General features: G+C 62.1%; 21 protein-coding genes and 1 pseudogene. 6 read left to right on the top strand and 16 right to left on the bottom strand.

What is annotated here, in order from left to right:
• Positions 1–104 precede the first annotated feature (104 nt).
• The 6 genes from cysM to DK842_RS22185 all read right to left on the bottom strand — a co-directional run bounded on the left by cysM (position 105) and on the right by DK842_RS22185 (position 8,594).
• A complete protein-coding gene (gene cysM / locus DK842_RS22160; RefSeq protein WP_114063436.1) occupies positions 105–989 on the bottom strand; it encodes a cysteine synthase CysM in 885 nt (294 codons plus the stop codon).
• Positions 990–1,127: 138 nt separating this feature from the next.
• Positions 1,128–2,762, bottom strand: coding sequence for a lactate permease LctP family transporter (locus DK842_RS22165; protein WP_114063437.1), 1,635 nt, complete (start codon positions 2,760–2,762; stop codon positions 1,128–1,130).
• Positions 2,763–2,888: 126 nt separating this feature from the next.
• On the bottom strand, positions 2,889–5,705 hold the full coding sequence (locus DK842_RS22170; protein WP_114063438.1) for an FAD-binding and (Fe-S)-binding domain-containing protein: 2,817 nt from the start codon (positions 5,703–5,705) through the stop codon (positions 2,889–2,891).
• The gene (locus DK842_RS22175) at positions 5,702–7,159 is read right to left on the bottom strand and encodes a LutB/LldF family L-lactate oxidation iron-sulfur protein (RefSeq protein ID WP_114063439.1); all 1,458 of its coding nucleotides are present in this window, start codon (positions 7,157–7,159) and stop codon (positions 5,702–5,704) included. The genes DK842_RS22170 and DK842_RS22175 overlap by 4 nt, the downstream gene beginning before the upstream one ends.
• Positions 7,156–7,854 (bottom strand): LutC/YkgG family protein, encoded by a 699-nt coding sequence (locus DK842_RS22180; RefSeq protein WP_114063440.1) that lies wholly within the window; start codon positions 7,852–7,854, stop codon positions 7,156–7,158. Before DK842_RS22180 ends, DK842_RS22175 begins: the two co-directional genes overlap by 4 nt.
• Positions 7,851–8,594, bottom strand: a complete 744-nt coding sequence (locus DK842_RS22185) for a (Fe-S)-binding protein (RefSeq protein ID WP_114063441.1) — start codon at positions 8,592–8,594, stop codon at positions 7,851–7,853. The genes DK842_RS22180 and DK842_RS22185 overlap by 4 nt, the downstream gene beginning before the upstream one ends.
• Before the next feature lie 546 nt (positions 8,595–9,140).
• On the opposite strand from DK842_RS22185, the gene DK842_RS22190 reads away from it, so the two are divergent.
• The 4 genes from DK842_RS22190 to DK842_RS22205 all read left to right on the top strand — a co-directional run bounded on the left by DK842_RS22190 (position 9,141) and on the right by DK842_RS22205 (position 11,807).
• Positions 9,141–9,491, top strand: coding sequence for an ArsR/SmtB family transcription factor (locus DK842_RS22190; RefSeq protein WP_114063850.1), 351 nt, complete (start codon positions 9,141–9,143; stop codon positions 9,489–9,491).
• A complete protein-coding gene (locus DK842_RS22195) occupies positions 9,488–9,901 on the top strand; it encodes an arsenate reductase ArsC (protein ID WP_114063442.1) in 414 nt (137 codons plus the stop codon). The genes DK842_RS22190 and DK842_RS22195 overlap by 4 nt, the downstream gene beginning before the upstream one ends.
• Positions 9,902–9,910: 9 nt before the next feature.
• On the top strand, positions 9,911–10,978 hold the full coding sequence (gene arsB / locus DK842_RS22200; RefSeq protein WP_198414597.1) for an ACR3 family arsenite efflux transporter: 1,068 nt from the start codon (positions 9,911–9,913) through the stop codon (positions 10,976–10,978).
• Positions 10,979–11,306: 328 nt separating this feature from the next.
• Entirely contained in the window at positions 11,307–11,807 is a 501-nt protein-coding gene (locus DK842_RS22205) for a hypothetical protein (protein WP_114072696.1), read from the top strand.
• Positions 11,808–11,897: 90 nt separating this feature from the next.
• On the opposite strand, the gene DK842_RS22210 is transcribed toward DK842_RS22205, so the two are convergent.
• The 5 genes from DK842_RS22210 to DK842_RS22220 all read right to left on the bottom strand — a co-directional run bounded on the left by DK842_RS22210 (position 11,898) and on the right by DK842_RS22220 (position 15,467).
• The gene (locus DK842_RS22210; RefSeq protein WP_114063444.1) at positions 11,898–12,851 is read right to left on the bottom strand and encodes a chemotaxis protein; all 954 of its coding nucleotides are present in this window, start codon (positions 12,849–12,851) and stop codon (positions 11,898–11,900) included.
• A gap of 722 nt (positions 12,852–13,573) precedes the next feature.
• A complete protein-coding gene (locus DK842_RS23215) occupies positions 13,574–13,876 on the bottom strand; it encodes a hypothetical protein (RefSeq protein ID WP_145964121.1) in 303 nt (100 codons plus the stop codon).
• Positions 13,877–13,890: 14 nt separating this feature from the next.
• A complete protein-coding gene (locus DK842_RS23220; RefSeq protein WP_145964122.1) occupies positions 13,891–14,400 on the bottom strand; it encodes a hypothetical protein in 510 nt (169 codons plus the stop codon).
• Between the two features lie 344 nt (positions 14,401–14,744).
• Positions 14,745–15,065 (bottom strand): hypothetical protein, encoded by a 321-nt coding sequence (locus DK842_RS23225; RefSeq protein WP_145964123.1) that lies wholly within the window; start codon positions 15,063–15,065, stop codon positions 14,745–14,747.
• Positions 15,066–15,101: 36 nt separating this feature from the next.
• Entirely contained in the window at positions 15,102–15,467 is a 366-nt protein-coding gene (locus DK842_RS22220; RefSeq protein WP_114063446.1) for a hypothetical protein, read from the bottom strand.
• A gap of 129 nt (positions 15,468–15,596) precedes the next feature.
• On the opposite strand from DK842_RS22220, the pseudogene DK842_RS22225 reads away from it, so the two are divergent.
• Both DK842_RS22225 and DK842_RS22230 read left to right on the top strand, forming a co-directional pair.
• Positions 15,597–16,549 (top strand): annotated as a pseudogene (locus DK842_RS22225) (IS5 family transposase).
• A gap of 237 nt (positions 16,550–16,786) precedes the next feature.
• On the top strand, positions 16,787–17,557 hold the full coding sequence (locus DK842_RS22230) for an FCD domain-containing protein (protein WP_114063447.1): 771 nt from the start codon (positions 16,787–16,789) through the stop codon (positions 17,555–17,557).
• Between the two features lie 53 nt (positions 17,558–17,610).
• Here the strand turns inward: DK842_RS22230 and rfaD are convergent, their stop codons facing one another.
• The 5 genes from rfaD to pyrF are packed head-to-tail and all read right to left on the bottom strand — an operon-like array spanning position 17,611 to position 22,305.
• Complete coding sequence (gene rfaD, locus DK842_RS22235) at positions 17,611–18,612, bottom strand: ADP-glyceromanno-heptose 6-epimerase (protein ID WP_114063852.1); 1,002 nt, start codon at positions 18,610–18,612, stop codon at positions 17,611–17,613.
• Positions 18,613–18,659: 47 nt separating this feature from the next.
• A complete protein-coding gene (locus DK842_RS22240; protein ID WP_114063448.1) occupies positions 18,660–19,250 on the bottom strand; it encodes a DUF924 family protein in 591 nt (196 codons plus the stop codon).
• 24 nt (positions 19,251–19,274) lie between these two features.
• On the bottom strand, positions 19,275–20,237 hold the full coding sequence (gene rfaE1 / locus DK842_RS22245) for a D-glycero-beta-D-manno-heptose-7-phosphate kinase (RefSeq protein WP_269779783.1): 963 nt from the start codon (positions 20,235–20,237) through the stop codon (positions 19,275–19,277).
• An 8-nt stretch (positions 20,238–20,245) separates the two neighbouring features.
• On the bottom strand, positions 20,246–21,565 hold the full coding sequence (locus DK842_RS22250) for a UDP-glucose dehydrogenase family protein (protein WP_114063449.1): 1,320 nt from the start codon (positions 21,563–21,565) through the stop codon (positions 20,246–20,248).
• Positions 21,562–22,305, bottom strand: coding sequence for an orotidine-5'-phosphate decarboxylase (gene pyrF, locus DK842_RS22255; RefSeq protein ID WP_114063450.1), 744 nt, complete (start codon positions 22,303–22,305; stop codon positions 21,562–21,564). Before pyrF ends, DK842_RS22250 begins: the two co-directional genes overlap by 4 nt.
• Between the last annotated feature and the right edge of the window lie 11 nt (positions 22,306–22,316).

Here is a 22,316-nt window from a genome sequence, read left to right on the forward strand (position 1 = left end):
GCCGCCGCAAACGGAGCGTCAAGGCATGCGCGACGCTGGGGTTCCGAGCGGGCGTCCCGCACCGACAGCCGCCGCATCCACTCCCCGCGCGACACCGCTCATGCTCAGCCGAACAAGCCGGTGGACAAATAGCGGTCGCCTCGGTCGCAGACCACGGACACGATCACGACGTCCTTCAACTGCGCGTCCAGCCTCAAGGCCACCGCCAGCGCGCCGCCGGACGACGGCCCGGCCAGAATGCCCTCGCGCCGCGCCAGCAGCCGGGCGGTGTCTTCCGCCTCCTGCTGGCCCACATGTTGAATCTCGTCGACGCGGGAGAAGTCGCAGATTTTGGGCACGTATGGATCTTCCCACTTGCGGATGCCGGCGATCTGGCTGCCCGGCTCCGGATGGACGCCGACGATGCGGATGGCCGGATTCTTTTCCTTCAGGAAGCGGCCGGTGCCCATGATGGTGCCGGTAGTGCCCATGCTGGACACGAAATGGGTGATGCGGCCGCCAGTCTGCTCCCAGATTTCGGGACCGGTGGTCTCGTAATGGGCCTGCGGATTATCCGGGTTGGAGAACTGGTCCAGGATGCGCCCCTCGCCCGCGGCCTCCATGCTGCGCGCCAGGTCTATCGCCGCCGGCATCGAGCCCGCCGCCGGCGTCAGGATCACCTCCGCCCCGTAGGCGCGCATCGCCTGCACCCGCTCGGCGCTGGAGTTTTCCGGCATGATCAGCACCATGCGGTAGCCCATCATCGCCGCCGCCATCGCCAGCGCGATGCCGGTATTGCCGCTGGTGGGTTCGATCAACGTGTCGCCGGGCCGGATCTCGCCGCGCTGCTCGGCGCGCCGGATCATGGACAAGGCGGGCCGATCCTTGACCGAGCCGGCCGGATTATTGCCCTCCAGCTTCAGCAGCACCACATTGCCGTTGTCGGACGGCAAGCGTTTGAGGCGAACCAGCGGCGTGCCGCCGACGAAATCTTCCAGATGTTTATACACAGAACGTCTCCCAGAACTGGCCACATTATATCGATTGGCTATCAGCAGATGCGAAATCGTTATTTCTAATCTAATAACCATCGGTAATCGGACAGTCTGCGCGAGCGACGGCGCCTGTCGCCGCCCGGGGAGGCGGCGTCAGCCCATGTACGCCATCAGCCAGGTCATCGCGCCGACGAAGCTGCAAAAGATCAAGCTGTGCTTCAAGGTGAGGCGGAACAGGTCCGCCTCCTTGCCTATCAGCCCCACCGCCGCGCAAGCGACGGCGATGGACTGCGGGGAGATCATCTTGCCGGTGACGCCGCCCGTGGTGTTGGCCGCCACCAGCAGCACGTCCGACACGCCCAGCTGGTGCGCGGTGGCGGCCTGCAAGGCGGAGAACAAGGCGTTGGACGAAGTGTCCGAGCCGGTCAGGAACACGCCCAGCCAGCCCAGGAAGGGCGAGAAGAACGGGAAGGCTTGGCCGGTATTGGCCAGACACAGCGCCAGCGTGCTGGACATGCCGGAATAATTGGCGACAAAGGCAAAGGCCAGCACCATGCCGATGGACAGGATGGGCCGGCGCAGCTCGACCAGGGTCTCGCCAAACGCGCGCGCGCCGTCCGCCGGGCGGAACTTTAGCAGCGCCATGGACAGCAAGGCGGACAGGAAGATGGCGCTGCCGACGGCGGACACGATGTCCAGCTTGTACAAGGCCTCGTACGGCGTGTCATGCGCTACGATCGGCGCAGTCTTCAGCACCAGCTTGTCCAGCCCCGGCACGTGCAGCTTCCAGATCGTCCCCTCCAGCGTGCCGCCCTTGATGAACAAGGCCTTGAACGGTTTGACGCTCCACACCGTCACCAGCGCGGTCAAGATCAGGAAAGGGCTCCAGGCGCGCGCGATCTGTCCCAGGCTGAAGCCGCTCGCCTGCCGGGCTGACGGCGCGCGGCGGCCGTTGAAAGTGAAGATCTCGCTGGGCTGCCACGTTTTCAGAAACAACGTCAGGCAGATCAGGCTGACCAGGGCCGAAGTGATGTCCGGCAACTCCGGTCCGATGTAGTTGGACGTGAAAAACTGGGTGACGGCGAACGACACCCCGGCCACCAGGATGGCCGGCCAGGTCTGGCGCACGCCCTTGAGGCCGTCCATCATCATGACCAGCCAGAACGGCACGATCACCGACAGGATGGGCAGCTGATGGCCGGCCTTGGCGCCGATCAGGAACGGGTCCAGTCCCGTCACCTGCCCGGCCACGATGATCGGTATCCCCATCGCGCCGAAGGCCACCGGCGCGGTATTGGCGATCAGGCACAACCCGGCCGCGTATAAGGGATTGAAGCCCAGCCCCACCAGCAAGGCGGCGGTGATCGCCACCGGCGCGCCGAAACCGGCCGCGCCTTCCAGAAAGGCGCCAAAGGAGAAACCTACCAGCAGCATCTGCAGCCGCTGGTCCTCGGTCACCGACAACACCGAAGCGCGGATGATGTCGAACTGGCCGGTCTTGACCGTGATCTTGTACAGGAACACCGCGGCGATGATGATCCAGGCGATGGGCCACAAGCCGTAGCCGAAGCCGAAAGCGGCCGCCGCCAGCGCCATCTTGGCCGGCATGCCGTAAAACAATATGGCCACCGCCAGCGCGATCAGCACGGTCAGCGTGCCGGCGATGTGGCCCTTCAATCGCAGCACCGCCAGCGCAACGAAGAAAAAAGCGATGGGCAACGCGGCCATCAAGGCCGACAGCACGGGGCCGCCGGCGGGAAAGTACTGTTGGGTCCAGATGCCTTGCATGTGAAGCTTCTCCTCATTCCTGGTTTCGCAGGCGCAGCCGCTCCCCTGCCGAGGAACGGGATCGTTTCGGCATGGCAGGACTGGCTTGCGTTTCTTGGGTTTACATCAGCGTTGAAAAGGCGGCCTTCATGGCGGACCGCTTGGGTTGGTGCAGAAATCCAGCAGCGCCTCGATGCTGGCGTAGGGAATCCCGCCATGCTCGGTCAGGCCGATCTGGCAGGTGCGGCTCATCGACACGCCATGGCGGCAGGTTTCCGGTAGCGCCGGCTTCAATCGTCTCAGGCTGTGGGCGTTCAATTCCGGCATGGTGAAACCCTTGTCGCCGGCGAAGCCGCAGCAGGCGATGTCCGGCACGGTCAGCTCGTCGCAGCAACTGGCGGCCAGCCGCTTCAGACTATCCGCCGCGCCCATCGCCGTCGCGCTGCACGGGATATGCAGCGCCAGTTGCGGCAGCCGCCGGACGATGCTCAGCCGCGGCAGAACTTTTTCCGCCAGAAAACCGGCGGCGTCGAACAGTTGCAAGCGCGGGTCCAACAAGCCCTCGGCCTGCGCCTGCTTGACGCGGGCCGCGCACGGACTGTTGTCGAGATAAACCGGATGGCGGCCATCGCCGCTCGCTTGCAGCAAGGCATGGTTCAAGGACACCTGGCTGAAGGCCAAAGCGCCGGCCGCGTTGGCCGAGGCGAAAGGCTGGCCGCAGCACAGGCCCTCATGGCCGGACGGATAGACTGGCGCGAAACCGGCGCGGCGCAACAGGCTCACGGCATGGGCGGCGACGGACTCCCCGCCCTCGCCCTCCGCCAGCGCGCGGTTGACGCAGCTGATGAACAGCGCCACCGGCTCGCCCTCCCCTCCCGTCTCGCGCAGCGGCGCGGCGGCGCGCGGCAAGCTAGCCGGAACCAATGGAATGATCTTGCGCTCGCCCGGCTGGCGGCGCGTCAATGCGTTCAAGCGCTGCGTTCCCGCCAGATGCGCCAGCTTCAAACCGGTCCTCGCCGCCGCCGTCATCCATCGCATATGCCGCGCGGCGAAGCCGGCCAGCGCCGGACGCTTGCTTGGGCCTTGCAGCTTCTTCATCAGCAGGCCGGTGTTGATGCCCACAGGGCAGCGCGTGGCGCACATGCCGGTGGCGGCGCAGGTATCGATGGCGCGGTAGCGGTAGCCGGCCTTCAAGGCCGCCAGCTCCGCCGCGCCGCCGCCGTCGCGCTCCAGCTGGCGGATGCGCCGCCAGGTGACGATGCGTTGGCGCGGACTCAGCGTCAGCCCGTGCGAGGGACAGGCCGGCTCGCAGAAGCCGCATTCGGTGCAGCGGTCCACCAAATCATCCGCCGCCGGCATCGGCTTCAGGTTTTCCAGATGCAGCCTGTCGTTGTCGGTGATGATCACGCCGGGATTGAGCAGGCCGTCCGGGTCGAACAAGGCCTTGATGCGGCGCATGATATGCCAGGCCGCGTCGCCCCACTCCTGGCGCACAAAGGGCGCCACATTGCGGCCGGTGCCGTGCTCGGCCTTCAGCGAGCCGTCGTACTCGCCGGCCACCAGATCGCTGACGTCTTGCATGAAAGCGTCGTAGCGCGCCACCTCGGCCGGGCTTTCGAAGCCGGGCGCGAACACGAAGTGCAGATTGCCGTCCAGCGCATGGCCGAACAGCAGCGCCTCGTGGTAACCATGCTTGTCGAACAACGCGCTCAGCCTGGCCACGCCGTCCGCCAGTTGCGGAGCAGGGAAGGCAACGTCCTCTATCACCACCGTGGTCCCCGTCGGCCGCGCCGCCCCCACCGCCGGGAACAGGCCCTTGCGCAAGGCCCAGTAGGTTTCGCACTCGCGCGCGTCGCGGCTGAAGCCGCTGGAGACTTTGGGCTGGAAACCAGCCAGCAGCGCATCGATCTGGGCCGAGCATGCGTCCAGCCTGGCCTCGCTTTCCGCCCGCAGTTCGATCAGCAAACAGGCGCTGTCCGGCCCCACCGGCCGATGCAGGAAATCCGGCAGTCCCGGCTTGCCCTGCACCGCGCGCAGGCTGCGGCTGTCTATCAGCTCCACCGCCGACACGCCGCCGGCATCTCGCGCCGCGCTCAGCGCCGATACCGCGTGGCAACAGGACGCCAGATCGTCGAACCACACCAGCGCCGAGGCCTTGTGCGGATGCTCGATCACGGTATGGAAGGTAATCTCGGAAATGAAGCCCAGCGTGCCTTCGGAGCCGATCATCAAGTGCGCCAGCATGTCCACCGGATCGTCAAAGTCCAGCAAGGCGTTGATGCCGTAGCCGGTGGTGTTTTTCAGCCGGTATTTGCGGCGCACCCGCTCCGCCAGCTGCGGATCGCCGGCCAGCTCGCGCGACAGCTGCGCCAAGCCATCGAGCAGATCGGCGTGCGATTCGCGGAAGGCCGCCACGCTGGCCGCGTCGGCGGTATCCAGCATGGCGCCATCCAACAGCAACACCCGCAGCGAATGCAGGGTGTGGTAGCTGTTGTCGCGGGTGCCGCAGCACATGCCGCTGGAGTTGTTGGCGGCGATGCCGCCTATCTTGGCGGTGTTGATCGACGCCGGATCGGGGCCGATCTTGTGGCCAAACGGCGCCAGCATCGCGTTGGCGTGCGAGCCAATCATGCCGGGCTTGAGACGGATGCGCGCGCCGCCGTCCAATACTTGACCATGGTTGAAGCCGTCGCCCAGCAGAACCAGCACCGAATCGCTGACCGCCTGGCCGGACAGGCTGGTGCCGGCGGCGCGGAAGGTGACGGCGACGCGGTGCAATCTGGCCAGCCGCAGCAGCGCGGCCACTTCCGCCTCGCTGTCCACCTTGGCGACGATCTGCGGCCGCAGGCGGTAAAAACTGGCGTCGGTGCCGTAGGCTAGGGTGGACAACGGGTCCGTGTAGATGCGCTTGTCCCGCATGACGCGGCGCAGGTCTTGCAGAAACGCTTGATGGGCCGGACTCATGCGGACCTCCCCTTGTTCGCTTCGCGTTCGCGGAGCAGCTCGTGCAGCGTCTTGGCCGCCGGCGTCAGCGGCAGGTGGTTCTGCGTCCATCCCAGCTGGTTCTTGGGCGCGTGCTGGCGCAAACGCGTGGCCGCCCAGCCGAACAGCCGATATAGGTTCGGTGAGGCATGAACCAGCCGCCAGCCCTTCCAGGCCAGGCGCTCCGCGCCGCCGGCCGCCGCGCCCTGACCGCGCAGCGGGTGCGCCACGCGTTCATCGGCCGGCCGCTGGCTTTCCTCGCGCAGCCGCATCAGCATCTCCGGAATCGGAATCCGCACCGGACATACCTCGCCGCAAGCGCCGCACAGGCTGGACGCGGTCGGCAGGTCGCGGGTGTTTTCCAGCCCCATCAGATGCGGCGAGATGATTTCGCCTATCGGTCCCGGATACGTCGTGCCGTAAGCGTGGCCGCCGATGCGGGTGTAGACCGGACAATGGTTCATGCAGGCGCCGCAGCGTATGCATTGCAATGTCTTGCGCAGCTGCTCGTCGGCGTAGGCCTGGCTGCGGCCGTTGTCCAGCAGCACCAGATGCACTTCGCGCGGGCCATCCTTCTCGCCTGCACCGCGTGGACCGCTGATCATATTGAAGTAGGTGGTGATGGGCTGGCCGATGGCGGAGCGGGTCAGCAGGCTGTACAGCGGCGCCACATCCTCCAGCTTTTCCACCACCTTTTCGATGCCGGTGATGGCGATGTGAACGTCCGGCACCGTGGTGCACATGCGGCCGTTGCCTTCGTTTTCCACCAGGCACAAGGTGCCGGTTTCGGCCACTGCGAAGTTGACGCCGGACAGGCCGACATCGGCATCCAGAAACTTGCGGCGCAGCACGCGGCGGCCGATCTGGATCAACGCGTCCACGTCCTCGGTGTAGGGCGTGTCCGGCAGCTGCTCGTGGAACAGCTGGGCGATATCCTGCTTGGTCTTGTGGATGGCCGGCATGATGATGTGGGTGGGTTTCTCGCCCGCCAGCTGGACGATGTACTCGCCCATATCGCTCTCAACCGCCTCCACGCCCTGATCGGCCAGGTAATGGTTGAGCTCGATCTCCTCGCTGACCATGGACTTGCCTTTGACCATCAGCTTGCCGCGCCGAGCTTCGACAATGCCGTGGATGATGCGGTTGGCCTCCTCCGCCGTTTCCGCCCAATGCACTTTCACGCCGTTTGCCGTGAGCTTGTCTTCCAGCTGTTCCAGCAGCTCCGGCAGCCGGGACAAACAGCGCTGGCGTATGCCCTCGCCCAGCGTGCGCAGCGCGGACAGCTCCGCCTCGTCCGGAAATGCCGCCAGCCGCTTGGCCATCAGGAAGTCCATCGATCCGCGCAGGCTTTGCCGCAGCTTGTCGTCACTCAGCGCCAGCCGCGCGTTGTCCTTGAAGGCGCGCGACGGGTAGACGGTGATCTTCTGCTCATTCATCTCGCCTCTCCTTCCACATCATGGATGGCGATATGCGGCGGCAGCACGGCCAACACCAACAGCTCGCGCGGGCCGTGCGCGCCGTAGGCCAGCGTTTGCTGGATGTCCGCGGTCTTGGACGGCCCGGAGATCAGCAGCGCGTTGGTGGGCATGCCGGCAGACCAATTCTCGCCCTTCATCGCCGAATAGAAATCCGGGTACAAGGTCGCGGCGTCGAACAAGGCGATGTGCAAGGGCGGCACCAGGCTCATGGTGCGCGGCTCTGCCTCGTCCGGCCACAATACCAGCGTGCCGGTGGCGGCGATGCCGCAGCGGACCGACGTGAAACCGGCGGCGATGTCGAACAACTCCGCCTTCCAGCCATCCACCTCGCGTTCGAACCAGACGATGCGCGGCGCGCCCGCCCTGCCCTCAAGGCATTGCGCCAGCCTGCGGCCATGCGGCGTGTCGGACAACAGGATGGAATCTTGCGGATGCGCGGCCAGCCAGCCGGCCAGCGCCGCGTCCCACTCGGCCCCGCGCGTCCACAGGATGTCGGTTTTCACCGCGCGCATCATCGCCGCCCAATGGCGCAAGCGGGCGATTTCATCGTCCTGGCTGGCAAAGCGCTGGAAATGGCTGGCCAGGTCCGGGCGCGAAAACGCCTGCCGTGGCGCGGCGCGCAGCCTCTGCAAGATGGAAGCTCGGGCGCTCATCGCTTGCCTCCGGTGCGCTCCAGCAGAAAGCTGGCCAGATGCCGGCCCTGGAAGCCGCTGCCGCACTGGCCCAGCTTGCCGTTGATATTGAGCAGGCAGCCGCCGTCGGCGGTAACGAATTCCACCGCGCCGCTGTCCTGCAGGGACTGGGCCTTGTCCGCCACCATCGCGCCGGCGATGTCCGGATGCTTGATGGAGAAAGTGCCGCCAAAGCCGCAGCATTCGGACTCATGGTCATGCGCCACGCGCTCGACGTTCTGCAGCCGGTCCACCAGCGCCCAACTGCTCTTGTGCACATTCATCTCTCGCCGCGCCGAGCAGGAGGTATGCACCGCCACCTTGACCGGCGCGCCCTGGTCTTGCGGCCGCCAGTCCAGGTGATTGAGCAGGAAATCGGAAAATTCCACCACTCGCGCGGCGATGGCGCAGGCCGCCATTTCATCCGCCTCGCCGGCGAATAGTCGCGGCCAATGATGCTGGATCATGCCGCCGCAGGAACCTGACGGCACCACGATGTGCCAGTCTTCCGGAAAACAGGCCAGCTGCGCGCGCGCCACGGCCAGCGCTTCCTTGGGATGGCCGCTGGTATAGGCCGGCTGGCCGCAGCAGCTTTGGGCCTGGGGGAAATGCACCCGCACGCCCAGGCCTTCCAGCAGGGCGATGGCGTCTAGGCCAGCTTCCGGCAGGAACAGGTCGAGCAGACAGGTGCCGAACAGGTAAACGTCGGCAGGCGTCTTCATGGCTTCCTTTGTAAATTGGTAAGACCAATTTTCTTATAAAAACCACTTTAGAGTGAATGCTTGAAGCCGTCAATATGACAGGCGCGCCCAAAGCGCACAGAAGCGCCTCTGTCATCACCCGTTCCCGCCTTCGCCCATGAGGCAAGCGGAATCGCGCCGAAACTAGCCTTGTGGTTTTTTGGAGAACGCGGGAGGCGAACAAAGAAAGAGGATGCGCTAACGCGGTCTGGCGGACCTCGCGGAACCAAGCCCCCCGGACAAGCTGCAACCACGTTGCGCGGCTTGCATCGGCCGGCCCAGCCTCAGACTCTTAGCTGGAGTGGCTTAGACCCGCTAACAAAACCTATATTTTGCGCAGTGGCGCACATGGAAGATCAGCAACTTACAAGCGACCGCCTGAGGTTTTGTTAGCCACTCTTAGCCGAGCCAAGGCGGCGAGCGATCATCCCCGACGCTCCCAGCGATATCGGCTTTTTCATGCGCGCCGCGGAATCGCTCGCGCATCGCGCTCTGGCATTCAATCAATATTTCCATAATAATGGAAATATGGAAACCTTAACCGCCGCCGAACGCCTGGCCGCCCTGGGGCATGAGTCCAGGCTGTCCATCTACCGCCTGCTGGTCGAAGCCGGCCCGAACGGGCTGATCGCCAGCGCCATCGCCGAGACGCTGGGCCTGCCCGCCGCCACGCTGTCCTTCCACCTGTCGCATCTGAGCCGGGTGGGCCTGGTCAAGGGCGAGCGCGAGAGCCGCTTCATCCGTTATTCAGCCGAATACGGCGCGATGGACGCGCTGATCGGCTTTCTGACCCGCAACTGCTGCCAAGGCGAGCCCTGCCTGCCGCAAACCGCCTGCCGCGCGCCGCAGCCATCCGATGACGGAGACAAACAACCATGAGCCAACTGAAAACCGTGCTGGTGCTGTGCACCGGCAATTCCTGCCGCTCGCAGATGGGCGAAGCCATCCTCAATCACGAACTGGCCGGCCTGGCCCGCGCTCTCTCCGCCGGCACCGCGCCGCAGCCCAAGGTGGCCGACGGCGCGATAGCGGCGCTGCGCCTCATCGGCCTGCCCACCGAGGGCCTGCATCCCAAGGATGTGGAAGCCGTGATGAACGAGGATATCGATCTGGTGGTCAGCGTTTGCGACAAGGCCAGGGAAAGCTGCCCGGTGTTTCCGCGCCCGGTCAAGCGCATCCACGTCGGTTTTCATGATCCGCACGGCGAGCCGCTGGACAGCTTCATCCGCGTGCGCGACGACATCCGCGAGCGGCTGGTTCCCGCCGTGCGCGCGGCCCTGGATATTTGAGGAGAACGCATGAGCACGCAGCACAACACGGCAGTCCCGTCCGCCGCGCGCGGTCCCGCCATGGGCTTGTTCGAACGCTATCTGACGGTATGGGTGCTATTGTGCATCGCGGCCGGCATCGCCGCGGGCCAATGGGTGCCCAGCCTGTTCCACGCCATAGGCCGGCTGGAAATCGCCCGCGTCAATCTGCCGGTGGGCCTGCTGATCTGGGTGATGATCATCCCGATGCTGGTGAAGGTGGACTTCGGCGCGCTGCATGAGGTGAGACAGCATGTGCGCGGCATCGCCGTCACCCTGTTCGTCAACTGGCTGGTCAAGCCGTTTTCCATGGCGCTGCTGGGCTGGCTGTTCATCCGCCAGCTGTTCGCGCCCTGGCTGCCGGCGGAGCAGCTGGACAGCTATATCGCCGGCCTGATCCTGCTGGCCGCCGCGCCCTGCACCGCCATGGTCTTCGTCTGGAGCCGGCTCACTAACGGCGACCCGCTGTTCACGCTGTCCCAGGTGGCGCTGAACGACGCCATCATGCTGCTCGCCTTCGCGCCCTTGGTCGGCCTGCTGCTGGGCATCTCGGCCATCGTCGTGCCCTGGGACACGCTGCTGGCTTCGGTCCTGCTCTACATCCTGATTCCGGTGGTCCTGGCCCAGCTCTGGCGCAAGATGCTGCTCGCCAAAGGCCAGACCGCCTTCGACGCCGCCATGGCCAAGATCGGCCCGTGGTCGATGGCCGCGCTATTGGCGACCTTGGTGCTGCTGTTCGCCTTCCAGGGCGAGGCCATCCTGCGCCAGCCGCTGGTGATCGCGCTGTTGGCCGTGCCCATCCTGATCCAGGTGTTTTTCAACTCGGCGCTGGCTTACTGGCTGAACAAGAAGGCTGGTGAGAAACATAGCGTGGCCTGCCCGTCGGCGTTGATAGGCGCGTCCAACTTCTTCGAGCTGGCCGTCGCCGCCGCCATCAGCCTGTTCGGCTTCCACTCCGGCGCGGCGCTCGCCACCGTGGTGGGCGTGCTGATCGAGGTGCCGGCCATGCTGCTGGTGGTCAAAGCGGTGAATGCCAGCAAGACATGGTATGAAACTTGATACGCGGCAGGCATTCCGCATGCCGCAGCCGCTCCGCCCGGCCCCTTCCGCCTGCCGACAGAATACGCGCCAGGCCGGGGCATTCTTTCCGATGTGCGCATCCGATCATCCCAGAACCGTTTCTTGACGCCCCCTCTTTGCCGCCTCTCCCATTTTGTCGACTTCCGCCTCAGCGCGCTCCTCACTTTCCTCTTATTTACCAAAGACATGAAAACACATATGGAATATTCAAATTGCGAATTAATTGCCATTAATGTACGATCACACGCTTAAAACTTATGGGATATCAGCTCCCATGCGCACATTCAAATACAAACTAGAGACAATCATGAAATCATTTCTCGCCATCGTGATGACAGCATTCATGCTTACCGCTTGCCAAGGCAGCAACCCCGCACAGGAAGAGTTGCTCTCGTATCTGAACAAGGACATCAAGCCCTTGGCCGGCATCGAAGAAGAGGTGATTGGCGAATACAACAGCGTCAGCGGCGACAACTATCAGGACGACGAAGTGATGCACGACAAATTGGTCAACGTCATCCGCCCGAAATACGCCTCGTTCCTGACCGCGCTCGAGAAAATCAAGCCCGCCACGCCTGAAGTTCGGGCGCTTCACGAACAATATATCGATGCCGCAACCGAGCAATCCCATGCCATGGACGAAATCGTCACGGCACTGGAAGAGCAGGACTCCAGCAAAATGAATGCCGCAAATCAGAAACTGGACAGCGCCCGCAAAAAATTCCGTGAATTCAACAACAAGCTTGAAGACACCGCCAAGCAACTGGACGTCGAACTGGGCGCCGACAAGAAAGACAAGGCCGCCTGAACAAGCGTCGCGGAAACATCCGGATCATGAACAGAACGGGAACCTCGCGGTTCCCGTTTTTCTGGTCCTGCGGCAGCCGATAACCGCCGGTTACGGCGCCTTATCCAGCAACAGCATTTCACGCAGCTTGCTGGCCAGTTTTTGCGGCTCGTCCTTGGATACGTAGGCGTCCACCCCCACCGACTCGCCCAGTTTCTTGTTGGCCATGCCGGACAACGAAGAATGCATCAGCACCGGGATGCCGACGAAACGGGCGTCGTCCTTGATCATCTTGGTCAGCATGTAGCCATCCATCTCCGGCATTTCCACATCGGTCAGGATCAAGTGCAGCACCTGATTCAGCTTGTGGCCGGCCGCCTCCGCTTGCTGCGCCATCTTCTGCAAGTCCTCCCAGCCGCGCATGCCGTTGATGGCCGAGGTATATCGGATATGCATCGCCTCCAGCGTGCGCTCGATCTGTTTGCGCGCCACCGCGCTGTCGTCGGCGAAGAAGATGTGCCTGTCCTCCTTCACCGGTTCGATGGAGATGTAGTTCTGCGTGTCGTCCGACAGACAGGTTTCGGCCAGCACCTTCTCCACATCCATCATCATCACCAGCGTGCCGTTCTCCAGTTCGGTCACCGCAGTGACCAGGCCCGCCATGCGGTTGGTGATCATGTCCGGCGGCACCCGCATCGACGACCAATCCAGCCGCAGAATAGTGTCCACCGTTTCCACCAGGAAGCCTTGGGTATGGCCGTTGTACTCGGTGATGATCATGATTTCGGGCCGCTTGTCGGTGACGATGCCGGTGTATTTTCCCAAATCGATCACCGGCACCAACGCGCCGCGCAGGCTGACCATGCCCTCTACCGAGGCCGGCATCTCCGGCGCGGTGGTGATTTCCGGCGTGCGCATCACCTCGCGCACCTTGAACACATTGATGCCGAACACCTCCTTGCGGCCGGTGCGCTGGTCATCCCCCAGCGAAAACAACAGGATTTCCAGCTTGTTGGTGCCGGCCAGCTTGGTTCGGGCGTCAATTTTTTTCAGCAGGTCGGACATCGCGTAACTCCTTGCAAAAGACAGTATATCTTTATAGCAAAGATCCAAAATTAGCTAGATCAGCCAGCTATGACAAATGAGCATCATCCAATAATACTCACATGCTGCTCTGCCTCGATTGCTTCCCCATCTTGGCCGTGGTCAGCTCCTACACTCAAATAAGCGGGCATAACCCACCAATGCCAACAACATTAAAAATGGAGCGCATTCTTCTTCAGGATAGTTGAAATGCCGGGTAAGCTGATTGGCCGTGAACGTTGGGCTTCACAAGTTTAGACCAACCTTACCGGGCCGACTACGCAAGAGCCGCTTGACGTAAAAGACGGTATTTACAAGCTACGAGATACAGCAGCTCCTCCTCCGCACGCACCATCACCGTCGACATGTTCAGCTCCTGGCTTGCCACGAAATTTGTTAAGAGATGCTTGAACCAAAAGAAAACGGCGCATCGCCATTAAAGGGATGCGCCGTTTATGTAATAGATTGTGCCAGCGCCGTAGCACCGATAACGTTGCACTAGAACCGTAGATTGGGCTAAATGAAGTGGAGCCCAACACTTACCGAGAGAAACCACGACCTCATAAATATTGATCGTTCTATATCTCGGTGAACGTTGGGCTTCGCAAGCTCAGCCCAACCTTACCGGGCTGACTACGCAAGAGCCGCTTGACGTGAAAGACGGTATCTACGGCCCTTCGGTTACCTGACGCCCCAAGCACAGATCATTGACTAGCCCACTTCTGCGCTTCTCTCAATATTACTTTTGCTTCAAAAATTGGGTCATTCGAAGCAGATTCAATTAGATTCAAAGCACTTTCATCCGGAAAAAGCTCGTCAATTTCTTTTATTAATTCAGACGAACCATCCCCATCCAGATATTGAGACAACACAATTGCATACCATGGCCAACTTTCTTCTATCTGATGATTAAGCACAAGCCTTCTCAATGCCTGCAACTCCTCAGGCGCAAGGGAAGTAACAAACTCAGCAATGACTCCTGCCAATGTTCTTATTTCGGCACTCATATATTTATCTCCATTTACGGATGATGAGTAAGTGAATAGTTAATCCATGAGTTTCGTGAAGAAAGCTGCTCCATGAAATAATCACTCATCCAAATTTTCTTTGCCGCCAAATCAACCGGTGGCAGCAGAGAACCGTCAGCAATACCAGCCATGTAGGACGCACCGATTGCTGCTTTCTCCCCATCAATGAAAAGCACTGAATTGACCGGATCGCCAAATACATGTGGTGGTGGGTTATCAAATATGATTGACGCCGTCCTTGCAGGGGAGACAGCCCTAAATTCCGTAACTCCAGAGCCAAGCGCAGTTGCCACATCACTAGGCGAGAGATTTCCGCCCAAGGGATGATTATGGGTAAATTTATTACCCTCCAATAACCGATAGTCCCTAGCCGCACTTAGGCGTATTTCGGCTCCATTGACCAAGCCCGCACACATTACACCGGGTATCTGGCCACTTTGGCTATCAACAATAAAACCGACCTCTCGAGAAGAGCCTGCAAATCTTCCCTCAATACTCTCCAATGTTGTAACCGCCGTGTTTTAAACACCAAACCTTCCCACAAAAGGCTTGGTCCGATTCAACTATACGATCAGGTTAATTTCTGAGTGCTGATTGATAAACTGCTCTTGGTCCTCGTCAGCAATAAGAGGCTGTGCCTCAGCAGGAACTCTCGTCCTAGAAAGGCGAATACCATTCATGCACGATCGACACCAAATCAATTTCCAGCCGAATTCACTATCAGAAAAGCCAAAGTACTGATAAGAAAGGCCGATGGAATTACAAGCCGGGCATGAGCACTGAGCATATTCAGCATCGCTAGCCGGCAAACATTTCACCCAATCTAGGTAAGTAAAATTATTGACCATTATTCAAACCCCGCAAGTCGCCCTGCTTTGTTATTCTGGTAGTACTGCCAAAAACTGTCTTCAATGCCATGCGCAGCATTTTCATTTAGCCGAAGCTCTTGATTCAAACGTAAAGGATCATCTGCAAATCGATTCGGATGGCCATACAAATAAATTTGCATCGTGTGGGTCCGTTCATGACCAATCGTTTTCACAAGCTGTTCTGTATTTGTGAATGCATCCGGATAAAGATCAATCGCCCCATTCGGATGTGTATATCCGTATAGATCTTTACCGACAAGTTCAGGATCTCGAATAATGCGAACTTTGACGCCTTGCAAACCACCCCCTCCCTCTAATGCAGTCCGTAGGTTGGGCTAAATAAAATGAAGCCCAACGTTTACCGAGAAAGCCCACGACCCCATAAATATTGATCGCCACATATCGCGGTGAACGTTGGGCCTCGCAAGCTCAGCCCAACCTACGAGCTGGAACTTGATGAAGTTAGCCGTAGCCTGACGATCCGAGGCCAGATCTCTTCCCGGCACGCTCAGGCGTAAAGACGAGCCTGAGGTCCAAGCAGCATTTTCGAGCTGGCCATCGTAGTTCTCTGCGTACAGGTCAGCCTGCGTCGTCGACTGCAACACATCGCTCGATACAGATAGGCTCGGGTTGATCTTTCCGGACGCGACCAGGTCGTTGTACAGCGATTCCGAGAACCGGCCCTGTGCAGATTGGGCCATCAAATTTTCCAAGAAGCTAACTAAGTGGGCTAAAGCATAAATCTCTAGGGAAGGTCTGAACAAGTCCCCAACCTTCCCGCAAACTACTTCCACCCCAGCCTGACTCAGGACGCTACCATGCGACAGCAGATGACCTTCACCGATCTTGAGCTCGCCGCCAAGAAGAAGCGCACCCGCCGCGAAATCTTTTGGCCGAGATGGATCAGGTCATGCCTTGGCCGCAACTGGAAGCCGTCATCGCTCCGGTTTACCCCAAGCCCGGCAACGGTCGCCGCCCCTACCCGTTGTCCGCCATGCTGCGCGCCTACTGCCTGCAGCACTGGTACAGCCTGTCCGATCCCGCCATGGAAGAAAGCCTGCACGAGATCGCCTCCATGCGCCAGTTCGCCGGCCTCTCCCTGGATGCCATCCCGAACGAAACCACCTTGCTGAACTTCCGCCATCTGCTGGAGAAGCACCAGCTGACCCACGCCCTGTTTGCCGCCATCCACCAGCATCTCTCCGATAAAGGGCGGATGTTGAAGCAAGGCACCATCGTCGATGCCACCCTGATCCACGCGCCCAGCTCCACCCAAAACGCCCTGGGCGAACGCGATCCGGATAGGCATCAAACCAAGAAGGGCAATCAGTGGTTCTTCGGCATGAAGGCCCATATCGGGATCGATGCCCAGTCCGGCCTGGTGCATCACGTGGCCGGCACCGCTGCCAATGTGGCGGATGTCACGATGGTCGATCAGTTGCTGCACGGCGAGGAAGTCGATGTGTTTGGCGATGCCGGCTTTACTGGCGCGCACAAGCGAGTCGAACACCAATCGCGGGCAGTGCGCTGGTGGATTGCCATGCGGCCCGGTCAGCGCCAAGCGCTGACGGATTCAGCTGACGACCGGCAGATCCAGCTGGTCGAAACGGTCAAAGCCAAGATTCGGGCCAAAGTTGAGCATCCCTTCCGGGTCATCAAGCAGCAGTTTGACTACCTGAAAACACGCTACCGGGGCTTGAAGAAGAACACCGCGCAACTGATGACGTTGTTCGGGCTGGCCAACATCTGGCTGGCGCGAAAGGTCTTGCTGGCGGGGAGCTGAAAGGGCGGACGGCCGGGTATCCGGTCATTCTGGTGGTTGCCGGACTGAAATCGGTGGCCCTACTGCAGCCAAAGCATCTGCGAGAAATTGCATTTCTGTTTGCTCGGCAGGTTGTTCAGACCTTCCCTAACGTTTTTTAATCATGATGAAACCAATTCCGCAAGTCAGGGAAATCGGCATCAGACAGCACCCTGCATGTTATGCTCAATTATTTGGTCAGACCAACCACTCTTCTGCATGGCTTATCCCAAAGTGACCCTGCCCAAACTGTCCGACATGATCGTGCAGCAACTGGAAAAACGCATACTCGACGGCGTGCTCAAACCCGGCGACCGGTTGCCGCCGGAGCGGCAGCTGGCCGAGGAGTTCGGCGTCTCACGCCCCTCGCTGCGCGAGGCGATCCAGCAACTCACCTCGCGCGGCCTACTATCCAGCCGCCAGGGCGGCGGCACCTGGGTGACCAACCGGCTGGAGACGGCGTTTTCCGATCCTTGGGAAAAACTGCTGAACCAGCACGAGGAACTGCACGGCGACCTGCTGGAGTTCCGCCGCGTGCTGGAGGGCACAGTGGCGCGCTGCGCCGCCAGCCGCGCCACGCCGGCCGACCTAGAACGTCTGCAACGGTGCGTGGACAGGTTGCAGCAGGCTTACCGCGGCGGCGATCTGGCCGAGCAAGCTCAGGCTGACGTGGAATTCCACCAGGCGGTGGCGGAGGCTTCGCACAACGTGCTGTTCGCTCATCTGTCCGGCAGCCTGCTGGCCATGCTGCAACGCCACGTCAAGGACAACATCGCCAATCTGTTCGCTGTCGGCGAGGTGGCCGAGGCGTTGCGCGAGCAGCACTTGGCGATCTGGCAGGCGATACGCGACCACCAGCCGGACGCGGCGCGGCAGGCCGCGGAGATGCATATAGATTTCGTCGCCGACACGCTGCAGAACCAGCAGCTGATGGCCGAACGCGACGCCCGCGCCCGCTTGCGTCTGGCGCAAGACAGCGCCGGCCGATGACAAAAAAAACGCGCCGCTTCAAGCGGCGCGCTCTCCCTGATGGGACGGGATAATCAGCCCTGGCGGCTGATCAGCCAATCGACATAGCGGTCCACGCCCTCTCCCACCGACAGCATGGCCTCGCCATAGCCCGCCTCGCGCAACCGCGCGATATCGGCCTGGGTGAAGCTCTGGTACTTGCCCTTCAACGCGTCCGGGAAGTCCACGTACTCGACGATGCCCTGCGCGATCATCTCGGCCAGCGTCAGCGCCGGCTTGCCCTCGTGGCGGCGGCACGCGTTGACCGTGGCCTCGGCCACGTCGTTGAACGGCTGGGAGCGGCCGCTGCCCAGGTTGAAGATGCCGCTCTTCTCCGGATGGTCCAAGAAATGCAGGTTGACCTTGACCACGTCCTCCACCGACACGAAATCGCGGCTCTGCATGCCGTCGCCCCAGCCGTCCCAGCCGCCGAACAGCTTGACCTTGCCGTGCTCGCGATACTGGTTGAAGTGATGGAAAGCCACCGAGGCCATGCGGCCCTTGTGCTGTTCGCGCGGGCCGTAGACGTTGAAGTAGCGGAAACCGACCGCCTGCGCGGACAGGCCTTCCTTCATCCGTTGGCGCAGCACCTGGTCGAACAGGAACTTGGAATAGCCGTAGACATTGAGCGGGCCTTCGTACTGGCGCTCTTCCTTGAACACCGTGCCCTTGCCGTAGGTGGCGGCGCTGGACGCGTACAGGAACTGGATTTCCTCGTGCTGGCAATAGTCGAACAACGCCAGCGTGTACTGGTAGTTGTTGTCCATCATGTACTTGCCGTCGTGGTTCATCGTGTCGGAGCACGCGCCCTGGTGCAGGATGGCTGCCAGTTCGCCCTCGTACTCGCCATCCAGCAGCAAGTGCAGGAATTCATGCTTGTCGAGGTAATGGCTGATCTCGCAATCCACCAGATTGTGGAACTTGTCGCCGCTGCTGAGATTGTCGACGGCGATGATGTCGGTAATGCCGCGCTGGTTCAGGCCCTTGACCAGATTGGAACCGATGAAGCCGGCGGCTCCGGTGACGACGATAGTCATGTGTTGATCCTTCATTCTGCTGCGGACCCTCAGGCCCGGATGAAAATTCAGAAACCCGCGCCCGGCTGCGCCAGGTAGGACAGCTCGGCCGGCGTGCTGGCGCGGCCCAGCGCGGCGTTGCGATGCGGAAAACGGCCGAACTCGGCGATCACCCGCTCATGCCGTCGCGCGTAATCAAGATAGTTGGAGCCCGGCAAGGCCGCGTCCAGCGCGGCGAACAACGCCAGCGACCGCCTCTGGTCCGCCATGTCCTCGCTGTGCTCGAACGGCAGGTAGAAGAAAACCCGCGCCACCGGCGGCAGCGTCTGCTCCAGCCCCTGGCCGACAGCCAACCGCGCGCCTTCCCTCGCCATGGCATCGCTGGAAAAAGCGCGGGCTTCGCCGCGGAACAGATTGCGCGGAAATTGGTCGGCCACGATCAGCCAGGCCAGCGCCCCGCGAGCGTCGCCCGCGTCGATCGCCAGTTCGCCCGCCGCCAGCGCCCGCCACTGCGGCAGGAAACGGCGACGGATTTCGGCGTCGAAAGCGTCGTCGCGGCGAAACCAGGCCTCGCGCGGCCGGCTCAAGGCCTCATCGTCGCTGGCGCCGAACCAGAAAGCCAGCACCTCTTCCACTTGCCGCGCCGTCAGATTGGTCATCGCTTCTCCTGCCGGCTCACCGGCTTACAGGGCAAACAGTTCCTGCTGCGAGCACACGGCGGTGCCCAGCTTGGCCACCACCACCCCGGCAGCGGCATTGGCCAGGTTCATCGCCACCGGCAGCGGCTGACCGGCGGCCAGCGCCAGACCCAGCGTGCCGATCACGGTATCGCCTGCGCCGGACACGTCGTAAACCTCGCGCGCCAGCGTGGGCTGATGCAGCGCGCCGTCGGCGCGAAACAGCGTCATGCCCTCTTCGCTGCGGGTCACCAGCAGCGCGTCCAGATTCAGCTCGGCTCGCAACGCCTGCGCCTTGGCCGTCAGGCTGGCTTCATCCTTCCAGCCGCCGGCCACCTGGCGGAACTCGCTGCGATTGGGCGTCAGCAGCGTGGCGCCGGCGTATTTGCTGTAATCGTCTCCCTTGGGATCGATCAGCACCGGCTTGCCGGCGGCGCGGGCCAGCTGGATCATCTCGGCCACATGGGTCAGGCCGCCCTTGCCGTAATCGGACAGGATCACTACGTCGTGGGCGGCGACGATGTCGGCGAACTCTTCCAGCTTGCCGGCCAAAATTTCATGGCTGGGCGCGTCTTCGAAGTCCAGCCGGATCAGCTGCTGCTGTCGCGCCACCACTCTCAGTTTCACCGTGGTGGCGATGTTGGCATCGCGCTTGAACGAGGTGACGATGCCATCAGCCTTCAACAGCCTCTCCAGCGCGTCCGCCGCCTCGTCGTCGCCGACCACCGATAAAATGGTGGCCTTGCCGCCCAGGCCGGCGATATTGCGCGCCACGTTGGCGGCGCCGCCTGCCCGCTCCTCGCTGCGGCCTATCTTGGCCACCGGCACCGGCGCCTCGGGCGAAATGCGCGACACGTCGCCGAACCAGTAGCGGTCCAGCATCACGTCGCCAACCACCAACACCTTGGCCTTGGCCAGGGAAGAAGCCAGCATGGCAGGCTTCAACCCCAGGGTTTGCATCAGACTCATGGCTTACCTCAACGGCCGATGGCGTGGTAATCGAAGCCCTGCTCGCGCAGCCAGGCCGGATCGTACATATTGCGGCCGTCGAAAATCAGCGGCTGCTTCAGACACTGTTTGATCGCATCGAAATCCGGCGCGCGGAACATCTTCCATTCGGTGACGATCAACAAGGCGTCCGCCCCTTGCAACGCTTTCATCATGTCATCGACGAAATCGATGCCGGCAATGCCCGTCATCACCCGCTGCGCCTCGTGGGCGGCCACCGGGTCGAAAGCGGCGATGGTTGCGCCGCGCCGGGTCAGCTCTTCCGCGATCACGCGGCTGGGCGCTTCGCGCATATCGTCGGTATTCGGCTTGAACGCCAGGCCCCACAGCGCAAAGCGGCGGCCGGACAGATCTTCGCCGAACCGGGAAACCACTTTTTCGACCAGACGCAGCTTCTGTACCTCATTGGCCTCTTCCACAGCGGTCAGCACGCGCAGCGTGTGGCCGTTTTCCTTGGCCGTCTGCACCAGCGCCTTGACATCCTTGGGGAAGCAGGAGCCGCCATAACCCACGCCCGGATACAGGAAGTGATAGCCGATGCGAGGATCGGAACCCATGCCCAGACGCACCTGCTCGATGTCGGCGCCCATGGTCTCGGCCAGATTGGCCAGCTCGTTCATGAACGAGATGCGGGTGGCCAGCATGGCGTTTGCCGCGTACTTGGTCAGCTCGGCCGAGCGCACATCCATCAGCAACACGCGCTCGTGGTTGCGCTGGAACGGTTTGTACAAGCGACGCATGATCTCGGCGCCGCGCTCGTCATCAACGCCGATCACCACGCGGTCGGGCCGCATGAAGTCATCGATCGCGGCGCCTTCCTTCAGGAATTCCGGATTCGACACCACGCTGAACGCGATGTCCGCGCCGCGCTGCGCCAACTCGTCGGCGATGGCCGCGCGCACCTTGTCCGCGGTGCCCACCGGCACAGTCGACTTGTCGACCACCACGCGGTAGTCGGTCATATGGCGGGCGATATTGCGCGCCGCGGCCAGCACGTATTGCAGGTCGGCGGAACCGTCCTCGTCGGGCGGGGTGCCTACGGCAATGAACTGCACCTCGCCGAAGGCGACCGACTCGGCCACGTCGGTAGTGAAATGCAGGCGGCCGGCAGCCACGTTGCGCTTCACCATGTCTTCCAGGCCCGGTTCGAAAATGGGGATGCCGCCGCTTTGCAGAATCTCGATCTTGCGCGGGTCCACATCCAGGCAGCAGACGTTGTAGCCGGTCTCGGCCAGGCAGGTGCCGGTCACCAGGCCGACATAGCCCGAGCCAATTACCGTGATTTTCATGATTGTTTACCCAGAAATGCGGAAATGTCTTGATTGATGGCGCGCAGCGCGGCCAGCGGATCCTCGGCGCGGGTGATCGGCCGGCCGATCACCAGATAATCGGCGCCGGCGGCCAATGCGGCGGTCGGCGTCATCACGCGGCGCTGATCGTCGCCGGCGCTGTCGGCCAGGCGGATGCCGGGCGTCACCAGCTTGAAATCGCCGCCCAGCGCCTGCTTCAGCATGGAAGCCTCCTGCGCCGAGCACACCACGCCATCCAGGCCGCAATCGCGTGTCAGCGTGGCCAGGCGCAACACGTGCTCCTGTGGCGGGACATCGATGCCGACCTCGGCCAGATCCGCCGCTTCCATGCTGGTGAGCACCGTCACCGCGATCAGCAGCGGACGCTGGCTGTAAGCGGCCAGCGCCTCGCGCGCGGCCTCCATCATCCGGCGGCCGCCGGAGGCGTGCACATTGACCATCCATACGCCGGACTCGGCAGCGGCCTTGCACGCCTGGGCGACGGTATTGGGAATATCGTGGAATTTCATGTCCAGGAATACCTGGAAGCCGCGCGCGGCCAGCGACTCCACCAGATGGCGGCCGCTGGAGGTGAACAACTCCTTGCCCACTTTCAGCCGGCACTCGGCCGGATCCAGCCGGCTGGCGAACGCCAGCGCGCCGGCCGCGTCGGCGAAGTCCAGCGCCACCACCACTGGCGACGTCTCCAGGCTTCCGCTCTCTGCGATCAAAGGATTCATCGATGCTCCAT

Origin of the sequence: Chromobacterium phragmitis, from assembly GCF_003325475.1 — a bacterium.
In the GTDB taxonomy this organism is placed as follows: domain Bacteria; phylum Pseudomonadota; class Gammaproteobacteria; order Burkholderiales; family Chromobacteriaceae; genus Chromobacterium; species Chromobacterium phragmitis.

Excerpts from the sequence above, each read along its gene's own strand:
- DK842_RS22165 (WP_114063437.1), bottom strand. The coding sequence starts at position 2,762 with ATGCAAGGCATCTGGACCCAACAGTACTTTCCCGCCGGCGGCCCCGTG.
- DK842_RS22170 (WP_114063438.1), bottom strand. The coding sequence starts at position 5,705 with ATGAGTCCGGCCCATCAAGCGTTTCTGCAAGACCTGCGCCGCGTCATG.
- DK842_RS22175 (WP_114063439.1), bottom strand. The coding sequence starts at position 7,159 with ATGAATGAGCAGAAGATCACCGTCTACCCGTCGCGCGCCTTCAAGGAC.
- DK842_RS22180 (WP_114063440.1), bottom strand. The coding sequence starts at position 7,854 with ATGAGCGCCCGAGCTTCCATCTTGCAGAGGCTGCGCGCCGCGCCACGG.
- DK842_RS22185 (WP_114063441.1), bottom strand. The coding sequence starts at position 8,594 with ATGAAGACGCCTGCCGACGTTTACCTGTTCGGCACCTGTCTGCTCGAC.
- DK842_RS22190 (WP_114063850.1), top strand. The coding sequence starts at position 9,141 with ATGGAAACCTTAACCGCCGCCGAACGCCTGGCCGCCCTGGGGCATGAG.
- DK842_RS22195 (WP_114063442.1), top strand. The coding sequence starts at position 9,488 with ATGAGCCAACTGAAAACCGTGCTGGTGCTGTGCACCGGCAATTCCTGC.
- arsB (WP_198414597.1), top strand. The coding sequence starts at position 9,911 with ATGAGCACGCAGCACAACACGGCAGTCCCGTCCGCCGCGCGCGGTCCC.
- DK842_RS22205 (WP_114072696.1), top strand. The coding sequence starts at position 11,307 with ATGAAATCATTTCTCGCCATCGTGATGACAGCATTCATGCTTACCGCT.
- DK842_RS22210 (WP_114063444.1), bottom strand. The coding sequence starts at position 12,851 with ATGTCCGACCTGCTGAAAAAAATTGACGCCCGAACCAAGCTGGCCGGC.
- DK842_RS23215 (WP_145964121.1), bottom strand. The coding sequence starts at position 13,876 with ATGAGTGCCGAAATAAGAACATTGGCAGGAGTCATTGCTGAGTTTGTT.
- DK842_RS22220 (WP_114063446.1), bottom strand. The coding sequence starts at position 15,467 with ATGGCCCAATCTGCACAGGGCCGGTTCTCGGAATCGCTGTACAACGAC.
- DK842_RS22230 (WP_114063447.1), top strand. The coding sequence starts at position 16,787 with ATGGCTTATCCCAAAGTGACCCTGCCCAAACTGTCCGACATGATCGTG.
- rfaD (WP_114063852.1), bottom strand. The coding sequence starts at position 18,612 with ATGACTATCGTCGTCACCGGAGCCGCCGGCTTCATCGGTTCCAATCTG.
- DK842_RS22240 (WP_114063448.1), bottom strand. The coding sequence starts at position 19,250 with ATGACCAATCTGACGGCGCGGCAAGTGGAAGAGGTGCTGGCTTTCTGG.
- rfaE1 (WP_269779783.1), bottom strand. The coding sequence starts at position 20,237 with ATGAGTCTGATGCAAACCCTGGGGTTGAAGCCTGCCATGCTGGCTTCT.
- DK842_RS22250 (WP_114063449.1), bottom strand. The coding sequence starts at position 21,565 with ATGAAAATCACGGTAATTGGCTCGGGCTATGTCGGCCTGGTGACCGGC.
- pyrF (WP_114063450.1), bottom strand. The coding sequence starts at position 22,305 with ATGAATCCTTTGATCGCAGAGAGCGGAAGCCTGGAGACGTCGCCAGTG.